Below are 18256 nucleotides of genomic sequence, written 5' to 3' on the forward strand. Positions count from 1 at the left end.
AACTTAGCTCTCACTCATCAATTTAAGGCGAAAATTATGTCATGGCAACAACTACACCTACAATGTTCACAAGATAAAGTTGAGCTTGCCGAAGCTTTATTTTATGAAGAAGGGGCGGTTTCTATCATCCTAGAAGATGCAGGAGATGAGCCTTTATTTGAACCATTACCTGGTGAAGAGCCATTATGGGGAGATGTGGTCATGACGGCGATTTTTGACACCAACTCTGACGACCGTTTTGCTGGCACAGACTTTGAAGGCATGGCAAGTCGCATCGCTGCCGAAGTAGGTGCAACTCGTTTTTGGACAACTCGTCTTGATGATAAAGATTGGTCTCGTGAATGGATGGTTCATTATCAACCTGTTAAATGTGCAGGCAACCTATGGATTGTTCCTGAATGGCTAGACGCTCCTGACCCAACCGCCATCAATCTCATCTTAGACCCTGGTCTTGCCTTTGGGACAGGTTATCATGCCACCACTCGCCTATGCTTAGATTGGTTGTCAGCACAGGATTTAACCGACAAAATCGTCATTGACTACGGTTGTGGCTCAGGTGTGCTAGGTGTAGCGGCACTACTGCTTGGGGCAAAAGCAGTATTTGCGGTGGACATTGACCCACAAGCAATCTTAGCCACCACTCAAAACGCTAAACTAAATGGCGTGGCTGATAGACTCACCGTCTTTTTGCCAACCGAATTTAGCGACTATCAAAAAAGCCATCAGCTACAAGCAGATACCATTACTGCCAATATCCTAGCCAAGCCCCTCATTGAGTTTGCACCATATTTTAACTCACTCCTAAAAAATGGCGGTAGCATTGTGTTGGCAGGTCTAATCTCCAATCAGACCCAATCAGTCATTGATGCTTATACACCATATTTTACGCTTGATGATGCCTTTAATTATAAACATGCAGACGATCATCATTGGCACCGATTATCTGGCATTAAAAAACAACACCACCTTACGCATCATCATATTGGCTTTTAATCTGGGCATTGAAAGCCAATTTTTTTCTCTAATACAGGCTTAAGATAAGCAAAAGTACACCTAATGACCACCTGCTCAACTTATTGTATTTTTAATTTGTCTTTATCTTGCCAATCTGTTACAATTCATCAGAAAAACAAAACATTTTGTTTTTCATTGGTTCTTTTAATTCGTCTTATCTGCTGGACTACCAATGAAAACTTTTTTAGATAACTTCTTTCATCTTACCGAAAAAAACACCACCGCCAAGACCGAGCTCATCGCAGGCATCACTACATTTTTTACCATGGTGTACATTGTCTTTGTCAATCCGTCCATCTTGGGCGTGACAGGCATGGATACACAGGTCGTCTTTGTTACCACCTGCTTAATCGCTGCCTTTGGTACGATTGGTATCGGTCTATTTAGCAACCTACCCATTGCTCTTGCCCCTGCTATGGGGTTAAATGCCTTTTTTGCTTTTGTTGTCGTCTCAAAACTTGGCTACTCATGGCAAACAGGCATGGGAGCAATCTTTTGGGGGTCGGTAGGATTATTCTTACTCACCATTTTTGGGGTGCGTTATTGGCTGATGGCAAGCATTCCTTTGGGTCTGCGTGTTGGTATCAGTGCAGGCATCGGGCTATTCATTGCACTCATCGGCTTTAAAAACATGGGGTTGGTCGTACCAAATGAAGCAACACTTGTTACTGTGGGTAATCTACATTCACCAACACTCCTAATGGGCGTACTTGGCTTTTTTATCATCGTGGCAATGGCTGCCAAAGGTCGTCATTCTGGCGTACTTGTCTCCATTGTGATTGTTACCGCCCTTGCACTCATCTTTGATGATCATGTTCAGTTTACAGGGCAGATTCTATCCCTACCACCTGCCCTAACCCCTGTGGTCGGACAAGTGGATATCGTAGGGGCGTTAGATGTGGCATTACTCGGGATTATCTTCTCGTTTATGCTCGTCAACTTATTTGATTCATCAGGTACGCTGATTGCTGTTACTGACAAGGCGGGTTTTGCCGATAAGGACGGCAAATTCCCCAAAATGAAACAGGCTTTATTGGTGGACAGCACCAGTGCCGTAGTTGGTTCATATATGGGTACATCTGCCATCAGTACTTATATTGAAAGTGGTGCTGGTGTATCAGTGGGTGGTCGTACAGGGCTGACAGCTGTCGTGGTAGGTGTTTTGTTTTTACTCACCATTTTCTTCTCGCCTTTGGCAAGCATCGTTCCTGCCTATGCCACCGCAGGCTCACTGGTCTTCGTTGGCATCTTAATGGCAAGCAGTCTTATTAAAGTGCGTTGGGAAGACTTGACCGAAGCCACGCCTGCCTTTATTACGGCAGCGATGATGCCATTTACCTACTCCATCACCGAAGGGATTGCTTTTGGATTTATTAGCTACTGTGTCATGAAAATCGCCACAAATCGTTATAAAGAAATCAATGCACCTGTTGCTGTGGTTTCCTTGCTATTTATCATCAAATTTATCTGGGTAGGCTAAGTTAGCCAAGAACAGTCGCAAGCAAAAAGTCCAGCCATCATTGACTGGACTTTTTTTATTAACAGACAAACAAGCCCAACTAGCACACAATAAAAACATGGCATAAAACACAGAAAATTGCATATAAGCACTCATCACCCCTTTATAAAACCCCGTCAAAATGCTATTATTAAATCTCGTATATGCTTAAGCAGTAATTGGCATATTAAGCCAGATATTCAACTGGGTGTTTAACTGGATGTTCAACCATTTTTATAAGGTGAGTTATGAGTTTTAAACGTTTTGCACTGCTGTCAGTGTCAGATAAATCAGGAATTATCGACTTTGCCAAAGGACTGATTGATGCAGGCTTTGGCATTTTGTCTACTGGGGGTACATTTAAACTATTAACCGAATCAGGCATCAATGCCATTGAAGTCTCATCGCACACAGGATTTAGTGAGATGATGGATGGTCGTGTCAAAACCTTACACCCAAAGATTCATGGGGGGATATTGGGTCGTCGTGGTATTGATGATGAAGTCATGACCGCTCATGGCATTGACCGCATAGATATTGTCGCTGTCAATCTCTACCCATTTGCCGCTACGGTTGCCAAGCCTGATGTCAAAATGTCTGACGCCATTGAAAACATTGATATCGGCGGCCCTGCAATGGTGCGTTCTGCTGCCAAAAACCACGCTCATGTCGGCATCATCACCAATCCTGCCGACTATGCTCGCATCTTAAATGAAATTAACAACACGGGCAATATCAGCTACGCCACTCGTTTTGATTTGGCGGTAAAAGCCTTTGAACATACCGCAAATTATGATGGCATGATTGCTTCATTTTTTGGGGCAAGATTAAACAGCACCGCCACCCACCCAAGTGAGGACGCCACACCAACGGCTGATTTTGCTCGCACCTTTAACACGCAATTAAACAAAGCCCAAGATCTACGCTATGGCGAAAATCCACATCAAAAAGCCGCCTTCTATGTTGAAGCAAACGCCAAAGAAGCATCGGTCGCTACCGCCAAACAACTACAAGGCAAAGAGCTATCTTATAACAACATCGCTGATACCGATGCAGCTCTTGAATGCGTCAAATCATTCGTCAAGCCTGCTTGCGTCATTGTTAAGCACGCCAATCCTTGTGGCGTAGCAGTATCAACCGATGGCATCTTAACAGCATACAACCTTGCCTATGAGACCGATCCAGAATCTGCCTTTGGTGGTATCATCGCCTTTAACCGTGAACTAGATGTTGATACCGCTCGCACCATTGTTGAGCGTCAATTTGTTGAGGTTATTATTGCCCCTGCCATCGCTGATGGCGTACTTGACATCACAGGCACCAAGAAAAATGTGCGTGTGTTGGTTTGTGGTGAATTGCCAGAACCTACTGAGCGTACTGCACAGCTTGACTACAAGCGTGTCAATGGCGGTCTGTTGATTCAAGACCAAGATTTGGGCATGATTACTAAGAATGATTTGCGTGTTGTTACCGAGCGAGCACCAACAGAAGCCGAGCTTGACGACCTTATCTTTGCTTGGAAAGTGGCAAAATATGTTAAATCCAACGCCATCGTTTATGCCAAGAACCGTCAAACTGTCGGTATTGGTGCAGGTCAAATGAGTCGTGTCAATTCTGCTCGCATCGCTGCCATCAAGGCTGAACACGCAGGGCTTGCTGTTGAAGGTGCGGTCATGGCATCAGATGCTTTCTTCCCCTTCCGAGATGGCATTGATAATGCCACTGCTGCTGGCATCAAGTGCATCATTCAGCCAGGTGGCTCAATGCGTGATGATGAAACCATCGCCGCCGCTAACGAACACGGCATCGCCATGGTATTTACTGGCATGCGTCATTTCCGCCACTGATTGATTATTTATCATCAATCAATAACAAAATAAAAGTTCCGTCATACTGGCGGGATTTTTATTTTGTATAACAGTAATAGTCAAGCACCTAAAATAACAATCCAACTCATAAAATCATCTGTATACGCATTATAAAGTTAGTTTAAAATATTGGCACAAGTTTTCTTGTATAAGGAAAATTAAGGTGTTTTTGTCATCATTTTATGATAGAATGTAGCAATTTATTCCATCAAAACAAAATCAAGAAGACCCTATGATTTCCCCAAAGATTAAAAACAAATTTTCCAATCACCCAGAAGTCGTCATGCGTCCCGTGCATTTGCGACTGTCTGAAGAAATCATCAGTCATCTAGAAGAGACGGCTGGTACACATGGTTTTAATCGCATTCAAGGCTTAATTCGTCTATACATTCGTCAAGGGCTAGACCGTGATAACTGTAATTACAACTTAGCGGATGATGTGCTATTTATTGAAAAGTTACGCAAAAAAGGCGTCAGCCAAAAAATCATCGATGAAGCACTGGCTGATGTCAATAAAAACTGCGACTTAGACCAATCCATCACTTAGGCCATAAATCAATAAAAAACGCACTTTAATAAGTGCGTTTTTTATTGATGGCGGTGCTTGTTATTGCAACTGTGTATCTTGTCCCAAAATACCAATCTTAATTCCCTGCCCCAGACCTTTACCCATCTGCACCCCAAAACGGTCAAAAAACTGCTTAACAGGGTCAATATAGCTATAATTCACCGATTCCAGTTTTAGCTGTTTTTCTAGTTGCGACATACCACCAATCTTATCTGCCAAACCCAGCTCAACAGACTGCTTACCCGTCCAAAATAGCCCTGTAAATATCTGATTTTGCTCAGGGTTTTTTAGGCGATCTCCACGACCCTTTTTAACCGCTTCAATGAAATTTTGATGCGTATCATTTAGCAGACTCTGCACATGGGTACGCTCAATCTCATTCATCGGTCTTGACATGGATAAGATATCCTTGTATTCGCCTGCGGTTAAAGTACGATCAGCAATGCCCGCCTTATCCAACAGTCGCTCGATATTATACCCAGACATGATCACACCGATAGAGCCAACCAAACTAGATGGATTTACCCAAATCTCATCGGCCGCCGATGCGATATAATACGCTCCTGATGCACCTGTATCACCAATGATGGCGTAAAGTTTTTTATCAGGATACTCTGCTTTTAGCTCCATTGCCATCTGCCATACTTCATCAGACTGCACAGGCGAACCACCAGGCGAATTAATAGCCAGTGCCACCGCTTTGGCATTGGTATTCTCAAATGCTTCTTGCAAGGCAGCATTGATATGATGTGCACTGGTTTCACTATTTGGCATGATCGCCCCTTGTACATCAACCACCGCTAAATGTGGCTCACCAATACCCATTGGCACACCTGCTTTAGTGTTAGTTGTTGTACAGCCCCTACCCAAAAATAACACAAAAAACACCACATAAGCAAAAGTTAATAATTTAAAAAATATGCTCCAACGACGAGCTCTCTTTTGCTCTTCAATGCCCGCCATCATGGTTTTTTCGATGAGTTGCCATTCAGGTGATGTGGGCGATGACTTAGGGGTATTTGCTGAAGATGAGGGCGACTGATGAGGATTAGGTGGCCAAACCATGATGTTTTTTTCCTATAAATATATATTGATAGGCGATAACCGCCATTGTTTTGTGATATAAATGTTGTGATAATAAAACACCCATTGTAACTCAAAAGCCTTAAATATCCTAGTATCTAGTAGATTTTAAACAAGCAACATTCGTTCATTCTACATACCCACCTAATCATCAAATAGCATATCAATGGCCTGTATGTCCGCTACCGCCATTGGATGAGACAGCCACGCCCCAGCTTTAGGCGAAGCAAGTGTTGCATCATTTTCACAAAGCCCACGCCACAGCACCCAAGTATTTTTGTGCGTAGAGCCATTGATGACAAGCCGAGAGACATGAGTTGACTCGTCTTGCTCATTATTTGGCAGTGAAATGGGTACATCTGATACCATCTCAATGGTACAGCCCCACACCGACTCATCATTGATATACTGCCAGCCTGTGATGGCACGCACAGATAACGCCTGAGATTGATAGGCTTGCCCTACTTGACAAGGCATAGCAGTCAGCTGACTGAGCGTCTCATTAGAACGCCCTGCCTGCCAATATTGTCCAATCGGAATGCTCTGTTGTAGTCGTGCGACTAATAATGGCAACTTTGTACTTGGAGTCTGAGTGATGACACCTGTTAGCATATTGATGCTGTTCCGCCGAAGCTCGCCAATTAAAACATCTGCCTGTCTCTCTCCAAGTGATTTTACCCCATAGTCCGATAGCAATAGCCATGCCCCAGATTCATGCTTAATCAGCACCGCTCCCAAATAATCATGCCCTGCATTCACCAAGATTGCCGCGGCACGACCATCTTTATTCAATGGTACGCCCAGCACATGATTGATGACCATAAAACATAGTGCCGATGCAGGTAGTAATAATAATGATCTTGGTAGCACTCTTGTCATCAGTGGAATAAATACAAGCACACATAATACAAACCCCGCCGCCCCAAATGGTGCATACAGCCAAGAATCACCCACGAGCAAGAGTTCTAACGCCTCATGTAGCCACAACAAAATTGTAGAAGACAGTCTCCATAGTACATCAGCAATGCTTGATGAAAATGTAAATATTGCCCCTGCAACCAAATTAATCGGAACGATAACAACACCAAAAAGCCCAACCACGACCAAATTAACTGGCACACTCCAAAGAGATACTTTGCCAAAAAATAAAATTGACAATGGTAGCATCGCCACAAATAGCCAGCATTGTAACAACAAAATAGCACGAATTTTGGCAAAATAACCACAACCCTGCACCGTGCCATCACTCCAGACATTCTCATAACGCATGAGCAACAAGACCGCCACAAATGACAACCAAAATCCCGCCTGCCATAAAACATAAGGATCAAGCCATGCCATGATTAGCCCCACAATACAAAGCAAGCTCAAATCCGACAACGGTAGCACAAAATAGCGAGTTAATGCTAATGCCGCTAGCATATACACCGTACGCATGGCAGGCACATCAAATCCCGTGAACAAGGCATAACCCATGCTAGCAATCAACATAACAGTCAGCCGAATCTGCCATCTTGGCGTACGCATATAAATACTAGGGGCAATCTTATCCACCAACCATGTTACCAATGACGCCAGTATCAATGCCAAAAATACCACATGCGTACCAGAAATTGCTAGCAAATGTGAAATGCCGGCCAGTTGATATAAAGATTTTGTCTGTGTGCTAATGAGTGCTCTATCGCCTGTTAATAGGCTTAATGTCACAGCTTTTGCTTGTTGCTTAGCCAAACTTAAAGACTGCCAATCTTGATAAAAATGCACTCGTAGCTGTTGGCGTAGTGATTCAAGATGGCTCATTAGTGAGTTTGGTTGTATGACTTCCACCCCGTCAATGGCGATAACTTGTGCCATCGCATGAATATGTCTGGTGCGTAGCCAGATATTGCCATCAAAACCGCTAGCATTTTTTTGAGTGGCAATGGGTTCTAGCACAAGCGTCATGCGTGCTTTTATATTCGGTGCTAATTGATTAAGATTTATTAAATGCCCAGAAGGATTTACCCTTGCCGTCAAAAGCACCGTCATCTGAGCAGGCAAGCCAAAATCATCTGGCGATATGCTGTTTGGCGTAGCATACAGTTGGTCATCAGCTTGCACATGAAAAGGGTTGGTTGCCATCAGTGCATCATCTGCATGGCGATTGAGTTGAAAAACAGGTTTGATATCAGTGATGACCGCCTTTTGGCGATAGTTACCACCCATTAAATCATCATATACAGTATCACTGATGTCATCTATATGCACCGTAGCAGTAACGGTGTGATTATGTGATATGGTTGATTGCTCAAATTCATGGTGTGCCATCATCGCACGAAAAACAAACAAACTTGTCAACACAACAAACAACAATGCAAATAACACACCCTTCATTGATTGAGCGTGTCTTAGCAACCAACCAAAACCAATCACCGTACACATCAGCAGTGCCGACAGTATGCCATTAGCATAAGGAGATAGTAGCCATGTTGATAAATCATCGCCAACCGCCACAGTTGGCATGACAGCAAGTACCCCAAGCATGATGGCAATTATCAACGCACTTAAAAAACTTGGCATATATACCTTGCAACTTAGGACAACTCATCTATTCATCGGTTAATTGTTTGTGTATCAACCGCAGTAATGGCAAATCATCAGGATAAGTAAGCTTCATATTAAGCCTTGAACCCTGCACTATTTGCACCCTATACCCTAGCATTTCAAAGGCACTGGCTTCATCAGTGATATCAAGCCCCAACTCCGCTACTTTATCTAGCACCATCTCGAGTGTTTTTAGGCGAAACGCCTGCGGAGTTTGTGCCTGCCAAAGCGTGCTTCTATCCACTGTTTTTTCAATCAAACCTTCACAAGATACTTGCTTTAGCGTATCTACCACAGGTGTCGCCAGTATTGCCGCATCCGCATTGCACACTTCTAAGGCGGTCAGTAACGCTGTTAAATCCGCCTTTGGTAAACAAGGGCGTGCTGCATCATGAATCACCACCCAGTCATCATCACGCCCATCACGAGCACGGATCAACGATACGCCTGAGTGCACCGACTGCCAGCGCTCAAGACCACCAAAACCAACAAATAGCGGTCGCTGACGAGTCAGATTCAGCTTATCAAAATATGTATCATCTTTAGCAATGACCAAAGTCAAATCATCAATGCCATCACCATCTAGGCAAGCCAAGCTCTCTTCAAGCACTGTCTTATCTGTTAATAAAAGGTATTGCTTGGGCAAATCTGAACCAAACCTAGAACCCCTACCTGCCGCCACCATTAAAGCATGAACTGCGTCAGTGCTGTTATTGGTATTTTTTAAATCATCCAGCATATAAAACCACCAACCTTAAATCACATGGTTCATCATTGATAAGAACATACCACACACCGCCACCCATACATCTTCTAGAATACAAAAAAACAACAGCGAAAAAAAATAAGACTGGCAACTTGCCAATCTTATATTATCCATGCTAATGATCCAAATCCATTTCTACCAAGCCATCTACAGGCTCAACCGCATCCACTTCATCACTTGTAATCATCTGCCGACTATAAGTAATGGGTGAATTAGACAGCTGAAAAAAAGTCTCGCCAGACTTAATTAGCCCCAAATCAATTCTTGCATGCTCTTCTATGGCGGATGTTTGAGTTTTTAAATCACGCACATCAGCACGCAGTAGGCTGTTCTTTTGGGCTTGCTCGCTGTTAATACTTAGCTGTTTGGCGATTTGTTCATTGAGTAGATTTAAGTTAGCATGACCACTCTCGCCATGCCAATACTGATACTGCAAGAGAACCAGTACAACCACAGCAAAGACAATCAGGCATAAATAGCCCACCGTGCCAAGTCGCTTGGTTGTTACGGTGAGCATAGGTCTTTTTGTCGTACTTCCCACAACAGTACTCAATTAACCACGAAGTCCGATGAATTCTTCACGACCACGATAGCTTGCCGTTACCATCTGCTCAATGCGAAGCAGTTGGTTGTACTTAGCCACACGGTCAGAACGGCATAGCGAACCTGTCTTGATTTGACCTGCTGCCGTACCAACAGCCAAATCAGCAATGGTAGCGTCTTCAGTCTCACCAGAACGGTGGCTAATGACAGCGGCATAACCATGTTCTTTGGCAAGATAAATGGCATCTAGCGTCTCAGACAGCGTTCCGATTTGGTTATACTTAATCAAAATGGCATTAGCGATATTCTTATCAATACCCTCTTTTAGAATTTTTGGATTGGTTACAAACAAGTCATCACCAACCAACTGAATCTTATCGCCCAAAATACTGGTCAGATATGCCCAACCTTCCCAATCGGATTCATCCAAGCCATCTTCAATAGAGATGATCGGATATTGACGCACCAAGCCCGCCAAATAATCAGCAAACTGATTGCTAGTAAATGCTTTATTACCCTCACCCTCTAGCACATACTGACCGTTTTTGTAAAATTCACTTGATGCACAGTCTAATGCAAGATAAATATCTTTGCCTGCGGTGTAGCCTGCTTGTTCAATTGCTTTTAGAATAACGGTGATGGCTTCTTCATTTGAACGCAAGTTTGGTGCAAAACCACCCTCATCACCTACTGCCGTGTTCAAACCTTGAGATTTTAAGACTGATTTTAAGGCATGAAAAATCTCTGCTCCTGCACGCAAGCCTTCAGAGAAGCTGGTAAAATTCACAGGCTCAATCATAAACTCTTGAATATCAACAGTATTATCCGCATGAGCACCACCATTTAGGATATTCATCATCGGCACAGGCATTGTTAGTGCAGTCTGTCCACGCAGGTTGGCGATATATTGAAATAAAGGCAGGTTTTGAGCAGTTGCTGCTGCACGAGCTGCTGCCAAAGACACGGCTAAAGTTGCGTTCGCACCAAGATTACCTTTATTTTCTGTACCATCAAGCTCGATGAGAATCTTATCAATCTCTGCTTGATTGGTGATTAGCTTATCTAGCAGTGAACTTCTGATCTGACTATTGACATTGGTGATGGCCTTTTTAACACCCTTGCCTAGATAGCGAGCTTTATCACCATCTCTTAACTCTAGTGCTTCTCTTGAGCCTGTTGATGCACCGCTTGGGGCAGATGCACGACCTACCACACCATTTGCTAATACCACATCAGCTTCGATGGTAGGATTGCCTCGAGAATCCAAAATTTCACGAGCAACAATGTCTTTAATTTCTAACTGATTGTCATAGTTCTCAGCGTACATGATATGTTCCTTAGTTTGGTTAGGAAAATTTAATGATAGGTCAAACAAAATAAGTCATAGTATAACATAAATATTCACCCATGTTACCTATGCCAACCATGGTTAATATGTATTTAACGCCTCAAAGCCTTTAACCAACTCATCCAACTGCTTAATCTGAGACAAAAAAGACTCCAGCTGATTTAGATGCAAAGCACAAGGGCCATCGCATTTGGCATTATCAGGGTCTGGGTGTGCTTCCAAAAATAGTCCTGCCAGTCCTGTCGCCATGCCCGCACGAGCCAGCGTTGTGATTTGATGGCGTCTACCGCCTGCACTATCAGCTCGCTTGCCAGGCTCTTGTAGGGAATGAGTAACATCAAAAAATACCGGCACATTCATACCCTTCATGATATCAAAGCCAAGCATATCAACAACCAAGTTGTTATAACCAAATGAAGTGCCACGCTCGCATAAAATAATCTTATCATTGCCCGCCTCTAGGCATTTATTGATAATATGAGACATTTCATGTGGTGCTAAAAATTGGGCTTTTTTAATGTTAATGACCGCCCCTGTCTTTGCCATTGCACTCACCAAATCAGTCTGACGACTCAAAAATGCAGGCAACTGAATAATGTCTGCCACTTTCGCTACAGGGGCAGCTTGATAAGGCTCGTGTACATCAGTGATGATGGGAACGCCATATTTTTCTTTAATGTCATTAAGCCAAGTTAAACCTGTCTCAAGGCTAGGACCACGAAATGAATACAGGCTCGAGCGGTTCGCCTTATCAAAGCTTGCCTTGAATACATAGCCAATACCCAAACGATGACAAATATCAATATAAGTCTCTGCAATCTCAAAGGCAAGCTCTCGACTTTCTAGCACATTCATGCCACCAAATAGTACAAAAGGCTTATCGTTGCCAATCTCGATGCCTGCAACATTGATGTGTGATTGCGGTGTGGATAATGACTGTGTCATGACTATTTATCCTTTTCTTGCTTAATTTTAATGACCGGCTTGTTATTAAGCCACCCTAATTAACTCATTAAAGCTAGTTAATCACTGATTAAAAAGCATACCAATCATTCATTGACATGCTTGATTTGATTAGCCCTTGACATCCATGGCTGCTTTAATAAAGCCATTAAATAACGGATGACCGCCACGAGGCGAACTTGTGAACTCTGGGTGATATTGCACCGCCACAAACCAAGGATGATTGTCAATCTCAACCGCTTCAACCAAGTGCTGTTTGGCAGAATAACCTGAAATTTTCATTCCCGCTTGCTCTAATGGCTCAATGTAGCGGTTATTCATTTCATAGCGATGGCGATGACGCTCAGTAATGTTCACGGCACCATAAATCTTGGCAAGTTTTGATTCTGATACCAACTGTGCTTCTTGAGCACCTAGACGCATGGTACCACCCAAATCACTATCATCAGAACGGATTTGCAATTCGCCTTTTTCATCAAGCCACTCGGTAATCAAGCCAATGATGGGGTCTGTAGCCTTACGGTCAAACTCAGTAGAGTTCGCCTGCAAGCCCAAAACATTACGAGCAAACTCAATAACCGCAAGCTGCATACCCAAGCAAATGCCCAAATAAGGCTTGTTGTTCTCACGAGCATATTGAATCGCCATCATCTTACCCTTAGTGCCACGCTCACCAAAACCACCAGGCACAAGCACAGCATCGCACGCTTTTAGCTCACCCATTAGATTGGCTTCGGTCTCTAGTTTTTCGGCATCAATGTAGTGAATTTTCACTTTGGTTTTATTGTGAATACCTGCGTGCAATAAAGCCTCATTGACCGACTTATAAGCATCAGGTAGCTCAACATATTTACCCACCATCGCCACGACAATCTCGCCATCGGCATCAAACAGACCATCAATCACTTTATCCCAATCAGACAAGTCCGCCTCTGGTAACTCAAAGCCAAATCGCTCACATACCAAATCATCCAAATCTTGCTCATAAAAAGTGCGTGGAATCTCATAGATGCTACGAGCATCTTTACATACAGCAACGGCACGCTCTGACACATTGGTAAACATTGCTATCTTACGACGAGTATCTGCATCCACATCGTGTTCTGTGCGACACACCAAGATATCAGGCTGAATGCCAATGGATAGCAACTCTTTAACTGAGTGCTGAGTTGGCTTAGTTTTTAATTCACTGGCTGATGAGATATAAGGGAGTAAGGTTAGGTGCATGAGCATGGTATTTTCACGCCCAAGTTTCACCATAAGCTGACGCACCGCCTCCATAAAAGGTAGGCTTTCAATATCGCCTACTGTACCGCCAATCTCAATCATCGCCACATCATAACCTTCCCCAGATGCCAAAATGCGACTTTGGATCTCATCGGTGATATGTGGTACAACCTGTACGGTCTTACCTAAATAATCGCCACGGCGTTCTTTGGCAAGCACAGTCTGATAAATGCGACCAGAGGTAAAATTATTCGCCTTACTCATCTTTGAGCGTCTCAAAAAACGCTCATAATAACCCAAATCAAGGTCGGTCTCCGCCCCATCTTCGGTAACGAATACCTCACCATGTTCAAATGGACTCATCGTTCCAGGGTCAACATTAATATAAGGATCCATCTTTGTCATGGTAACTTTAAGACCACGAGCCTCAAGCACAGATGCCAATGATGCAGCCGCAATGCCCTTACCCAAAGATGAAACCACACCGCCTGTTACAAAAATAAATTTAGTCATAAGAATTCATCACTTACTGGTAAAACCGAATTTTACTAAAATTTGCCAAAAAAATATAGGGGCGAATAAAATTTTTTCTCCTTATTATAATCACACCCTTGATTAAAATCCATTTTTAGACTTGCAACTTTGTACATTATGATGACCAACTCAATCATTTAAAATCACAATCAGCCACATGGTCATTGACCATACCACACGCCTGCATATAGGCATAACAAATAGTAGGACCAACAAACTTAAAACCATCTTTTTTGAGCTGTTTTGATAAGGCGATACTGGCGGCCGTCTTTGTAGGAATCTCTTCTGCTGTTTTTGGATGATTAATCAAAGGTGTTCTATCTTGATGGCATACCACGATACCCCACACATAATCATTAAATGACTGATTCTCTTTGATTTTTAAGTAGGCTTTGGCATTGGCAATGATGGCTTTTATTTTTAGACGATGGCGAATAATGCCTGCATTACTCATCAACTCATTGATTTTTTCATCATCATATTGAGCAATCTTAGACGCATCAAAACCATCAAAAGCCTGATAATAATTCTCCCGCTTCTTTAGGATCGTAATCCAACTAAGCCCCGCTTGCATACCCTCCAAGCACAACATGGCAAAAAGTCGCTCATCATCATGACACACCACACCCCATTCGTTATCATGATAGGCTTGATATAGAGAGTCTTGTCCACACCAGTTACAGCGTATTTTTGTTGTTGTCATATTCATTCTGGTTATCTTGTCGTAGCTTTATGGTTATGGTAGAGTAAGCAACTTGGTGAGCATTGCACACCCATCTATTTGATATATTGTGCATCTTATCAGAATGTTTGGCAAGTTTATTGATTGTTGGCATCTAAAATTTTAATATTTTTAATCACTTAAACCACTAAAATCGGAGAAAATCATGATCAAAGAACTACCCATTGAGCAATTTAACCCCAGCGTAGATAAAATCATCTTAGATGTCCGAGACGCCCAAAGCTATCATCTTGGTCATATCGAGCACGCCAAAAACGCACCGATAGACGCATTGACAGAATACCTGCCAACTGACACGACGGCAGATATTTATGTGCTATGTGGCGGTGGCACAAAAGCAGCTCGTGCTTGTGCATATCTCAATGAACTTTACCCAACACGCAACATCATTCACCTTATTGGCGGTACTCGTGGTGCAATCGCACACGGCATGACCATCATCACCGAGACCAGTGAATAATCAATGAATTTTTATCCATAAAAAAGTTGTTATAAATCATAATGTTATAAATTTTTTATCACTTTTTTTAAAATTTTAATTGACACCTATGGCACTTAGCTGTATCATACGCACCACAACGACGGCAGACATCGAAAGATAATCTGCTAAGTTAAAAACGGAGTGTAGCGCAGCTTGGTAGCGCATCTGGTTTGGGACCAGAGGGTCGGGGGTTCGAATCCCTCCACTCCGACCATATTTAAAGCCTTAACGGCTTTTTTTGTTAGTAAATGTCGATTTATCATAACTAACATTAAGCCACTAGAGCGCCTGTAGCTCAGTTGGATAGAGCATCTGCCTTCTAAGCAGGTGGTCGCAGGTTCGAATCCTGCTAGGCGCGCCATTTGCCTGCTGCCAGTCAGTTAATATGGTGGATGTAGCTCAGTTGGTAGAGCCCCGGATTGTGATTCCGGTTGTCGTGGGTTCAAGTCCCATCATTCACCCCATATCTTAAAACCTGCCCACTATATAGTCGGCAGGTTTTTTATATTTTTATACTCACCACAACACCTTAAACACACATTGCATCTACCACCACACACATCCAACCTGTTTGAGTGATTCGGATTTCTTGGTAAAAACAGCCATAAAATTTAGCATTTTTACAAAAAAATCATCAAGAAATTTGCTATACTAATGCAAATTTTTAGAATCACTTAGAGTTTTTTATGAGCGAAATAACCCAAAACCCCTTGGCTAATGACACCTTCCATATTGGTTCTCGCACTTTTTCATCACGCCTACTTGTTGGCACGGGCAAATACAAAGATTTGACCGAGACAAGCAACGCCATCAAAGCCAGTGGCAGTCAGATTGTTACAGTTGCCATTCGTCGCACCAATATTGGTCAAAATAAAGGAGAGCCAAACCTACTAGATGTCATCTCGCCAAAAGACTACACCATTTTGCCAAATACTGCAGGCTGTTTTGAGGCTGATAGTGCCATTCGCACCTGCCAACTTGCTCGTGAGTTGCTTGATGGGCATAATCTGGTCAAACTTGAAGTTCTAGGCGATGAAAAAACCTTATACCCCAATGTTACCGAAACTTTAAAGGCGGCTCGTGTGCTGATTGATGATGGTTTTGATGTCATGGTCTATACTTCAGACGACCCCATCATCGCCAAAGAACTTGAAAACATAGGCTGTGTTGCAGTGATGCCACTTGGTAGCTTAATTGGTTCAGGGCTAGGACTGCTTAATCGCCACACGCTAAGCCTCATCATTGAAAATGCCAATGTGCCTATTTTGGTCGATGCAGGCGTAGGCACAGCATCTGATGCCGCCATCGCCATGGAACTTGGCTGCGATGGTGTGCTGATGAACTCAGCCATCGCACACGCCCAAAACCCTGTGATGATGGCACACGCCATGAAAAATGCCATTCATGCAGGTCGTCAGGCTTTCTTGGCAGGTCGTATGCCTACTCGCAAAATGGCTGTCGCCAGTTCGCCTCAGACAGGCTACTTCTTTCAATGATGAAAGTTTTAGCCATTTTGCAACCAACCGCCAATCAAGATTCAAACTTGATTGGTAACTTACCTTTACCGTTATATTAGACTGCGTCAACTAGGAAATCTGCGTGCGTCCTTTATCCCTTATTGATTTATTATTTTTGTTGTTAGAATCAGCAAAACAGCCTATGCATGTTTCAGGGTTGTGCTTATTTGACATACCACAATCTGCTGATGATAACTTCATTAATGATTTGATCACAAAAATCAAAAATAATCAATCCGCACCCAGCTTCCCATTTAACCAAGTCCTAAAAAACTATCTTTTTTGGAATACCGTTAAAACATTTGATATCAGCCATCATTTTAGACACATCAGGCTTGACACAGGAAGCGATGATGAGCTAATGACCTACATTTCACATCAGCACAGCATCATCTTAGACCGCAACCGCCCACTATGGCAGCTGCATTTTATTGAAGGGTTGTCAGCAAAGTCTGCTAACAGCCCTAAGCGTTTTGCCATCTATCTTAAGGCTCACCACGCCATGGCAGATGGTGTTGCTGCCATGCGACTACTAGAACGCTCTTTTAGTAGCTCGCCAGATGAACCATTTCAACAGCCATTTTGGTCATCAACCACCAAATATCGCACCGCACTTCCCATCCGCAAGTCCATCACATCCATCATCAAAGAGCAGATTGGCACCATCAAACCTGTTATGCGTGAGATCGTACGCAACTTTAAACATCGTCATTGCTCACATACCATCAGCACTTTTGATGCACCGCCCTCAATGCTCAACCAACGCATCAGTAACGAACGCACCCTAATCATTCATTCACTGAACAAACATCGATTCTTGGCAGTGGCTCAGCACCATTCGGTAACGACCAACGATGTTATTTTGGCAGTGTGTGCTGGAGCATTAAGAGATTATCTAAATCAAAAAAACGCCCTACCGAACAAGCCTTTGCTTGCATTTGTGCCCATTGGTTTGCGTCAAGATGACAGCAGTTTGGGCAATCAGTTGTCATTTTTATTGACCAATCTTGCCACCCATGAGCCAGACCCCATTATTCGCTTACACACCATCAGTCAAAGCATCAATCAAAGCAAAAAACGCTTTCTTCGCATGAATCCAGCACAAATCATCAATTACAGTGCTCTGACTTATGGCTGGGCAGGCATCAACCTTGCCACCAGATTTCACCCTACCAAACAAGCATTTAATCTAATCATCTCCAATGTACCAAGCGACACCCAGCCACTATATCTTCATGGGGCACGCCTGACAAGTATTTTTCCTGCTTCAGTACTTTTTGATGGACAAGCACTAAACATTACGCTAACCAATCATCAAGATACACTAGATTTTGGCATTACCGCTTGTCGCACCGCCTTGCCCGATATTGAACAGCTACCCCACTTGATAGAATCACATCTGTCAATATATGAACAGCACATCAAGTAAGCAAGCAGTATCAACGCCATACACACCACACAAATCAAAAACCAAGCATATTGATTCTTGATTAGCAATACCAACAGTTTTTTAATACATAA

At 43.0% G+C, this 18256-nt stretch carries 16 protein-coding genes and 3 tRNA genes; 10 read left to right on the forward strand and 9 right to left on the reverse strand.

The window, feature by feature from the left end:
* Nucleotides 1–36 precede the first annotated feature (36 nt).
* The 4 genes from prmA (at nt 37) to ACERC6_RS02215 (ending at nt 4927) form a co-directional block, all read left to right on the forward strand.
* A complete protein-coding gene (gene prmA, locus ACERC6_RS02200) occupies nt 37–993 on the forward strand; it encodes a 50S ribosomal protein L11 methyltransferase (RefSeq protein ID WP_373627765.1) in 957 nt (318 codons plus the stop codon).
* Nucleotides 994–1186: 193 nt separating this feature from the next.
* On the forward strand, nt 1187–2494 hold the full coding sequence (locus ACERC6_RS02205; RefSeq protein WP_373627763.1) for an NCS2 family permease: 1308 nt from the start codon (nt 1187–1189) through the stop codon (nt 2492–2494).
* A gap of 266 nt (nt 2495–2760) precedes the next feature.
* Complete coding sequence (purH, locus tag ACERC6_RS02210) at nt 2761–4359, forward strand: bifunctional phosphoribosylaminoimidazolecarboxamide formyltransferase/IMP cyclohydrolase (protein ID WP_373627762.1); 1599 nt, start codon at nt 2761–2763, stop codon at nt 4357–4359.
* Nucleotides 4360–4612: 253 nt separating this feature from the next.
* A complete protein-coding gene (locus ACERC6_RS02215; protein ID WP_284673133.1) occupies nt 4613–4927 on the forward strand; it encodes a CopG family transcriptional regulator in 315 nt (104 codons plus the stop codon).
* A 60-nt stretch (nt 4928–4987) separates the two neighbouring features.
* Here ACERC6_RS02215 and sppA read toward each other — a convergent pair whose 3' ends face one another.
* The 9 genes from sppA to ACERC6_RS02260 all read right to left on the reverse strand — a co-directional run bounded on the left by sppA (nt 4988) and on the right by ACERC6_RS02260 (nt 14698).
* Entirely contained in the window at nt 4988–6013 is a 1026-nt protein-coding gene (gene sppA, locus ACERC6_RS02220; protein ID WP_373627760.1) for a signal peptide peptidase SppA, read from the reverse strand.
* A gap of 162 nt (nt 6014–6175) precedes the next feature.
* Entirely contained in the window at nt 6176–8590 is a 2415-nt protein-coding gene (locus tag ACERC6_RS02225) for a ComEC/Rec2 family competence protein (RefSeq protein WP_373630497.1), read from the reverse strand.
* A 28-nt stretch (nt 8591–8618) separates the two neighbouring features.
* Complete coding sequence (gene ispD, locus ACERC6_RS02230; RefSeq protein WP_284673136.1) at nt 8619–9353, reverse strand: 2-C-methyl-D-erythritol 4-phosphate cytidylyltransferase; 735 nt, start codon at nt 9351–9353, stop codon at nt 8619–8621.
* A 15-nt stretch (nt 9354–9368) separates the two neighbouring features.
* A complete protein-coding gene (locus ACERC6_RS02235) occupies nt 9369–9494 on the reverse strand; it encodes a hypothetical protein (RefSeq protein WP_373627757.1) in 126 nt (41 codons plus the stop codon).
* A gap of 1 nt (nt 9495) precedes the next feature.
* Nucleotides 9496–9897 (reverse strand): septum formation initiator family protein, encoded by a 402-nt coding sequence (locus ACERC6_RS02240; RefSeq protein WP_373627755.1) that lies wholly within the window; start codon nt 9895–9897, stop codon nt 9496–9498.
* A gap of 36 nt (nt 9898–9933) precedes the next feature.
* Nucleotides 9934–11250, reverse strand: coding sequence for a phosphopyruvate hydratase (eno, locus tag ACERC6_RS02245; protein WP_373627754.1), 1317 nt, complete (start codon nt 11248–11250; stop codon nt 9934–9936).
* 102 nt (nt 11251–11352) lie between these two features.
* On the reverse strand, nt 11353–12216 hold the full coding sequence (kdsA, locus tag ACERC6_RS02250; RefSeq protein ID WP_284673139.1) for a 3-deoxy-8-phosphooctulonate synthase: 864 nt from the start codon (nt 12214–12216) through the stop codon (nt 11353–11355).
* A 129-nt stretch (nt 12217–12345) separates the two neighbouring features.
* Entirely contained in the window at nt 12346–13974 is a 1629-nt protein-coding gene (locus tag ACERC6_RS02255) for a CTP synthase (RefSeq protein ID WP_284673140.1), read from the reverse strand.
* A gap of 154 nt (nt 13975–14128) precedes the next feature.
* Entirely contained in the window at nt 14129–14698 is a 570-nt protein-coding gene (locus ACERC6_RS02260; RefSeq protein WP_373627752.1) for a DNA-3-methyladenine glycosylase I, read from the reverse strand.
* A 184-nt stretch (nt 14699–14882) separates the two neighbouring features.
* Between ACERC6_RS02260 and ACERC6_RS02265 the strand changes: the two genes are divergently transcribed.
* The 6 genes from ACERC6_RS02265 to ACERC6_RS02290 all read left to right on the forward strand — a co-directional run bounded on the left by ACERC6_RS02265 (nt 14883) and on the right by ACERC6_RS02290 (nt 18164).
* Entirely contained in the window at nt 14883–15197 is a 315-nt protein-coding gene (locus ACERC6_RS02265) for a rhodanese-like domain-containing protein (RefSeq protein WP_373627750.1), read from the forward strand.
* A gap of 158 nt (nt 15198–15355) precedes the next feature.
* Nucleotides 15356–15432: transfer RNA gene (locus ACERC6_RS02270), tRNA-Pro, on the forward strand.
* Between the two features lie 70 nt (nt 15433–15502).
* Nucleotides 15503–15579 (forward strand) — tRNA-Arg (locus ACERC6_RS02275).
* 27 nt (nt 15580–15606) lie between these two features.
* Nucleotides 15607–15682, forward strand: a tRNA-His gene (locus ACERC6_RS02280).
* A 222-nt stretch (nt 15683–15904) separates the two neighbouring features.
* Nucleotides 15905–16714: a thiazole synthase gene (locus ACERC6_RS02285; RefSeq protein ID WP_373627749.1), complete on the forward strand. Its 810-nt coding sequence runs from the start codon at nt 15905–15907 to the stop codon at nt 16712–16714.
* A gap of 103 nt (nt 16715–16817) precedes the next feature.
* A complete protein-coding gene (locus tag ACERC6_RS02290; RefSeq protein WP_284673145.1) occupies nt 16818–18164 on the forward strand; it encodes a wax ester/triacylglycerol synthase family O-acyltransferase in 1347 nt (448 codons plus the stop codon).
* Nucleotides 18165–18256: the final 92 nt, after the last annotated feature.

The sequence above is a fragment of the Moraxella sp. E33BD genome (assembly GCF_041807865.1).
GTDB classification, from domain to species: Bacteria; Pseudomonadota; Gammaproteobacteria; order Pseudomonadales; family Moraxellaceae; genus Moraxella; species Moraxella haemolytica.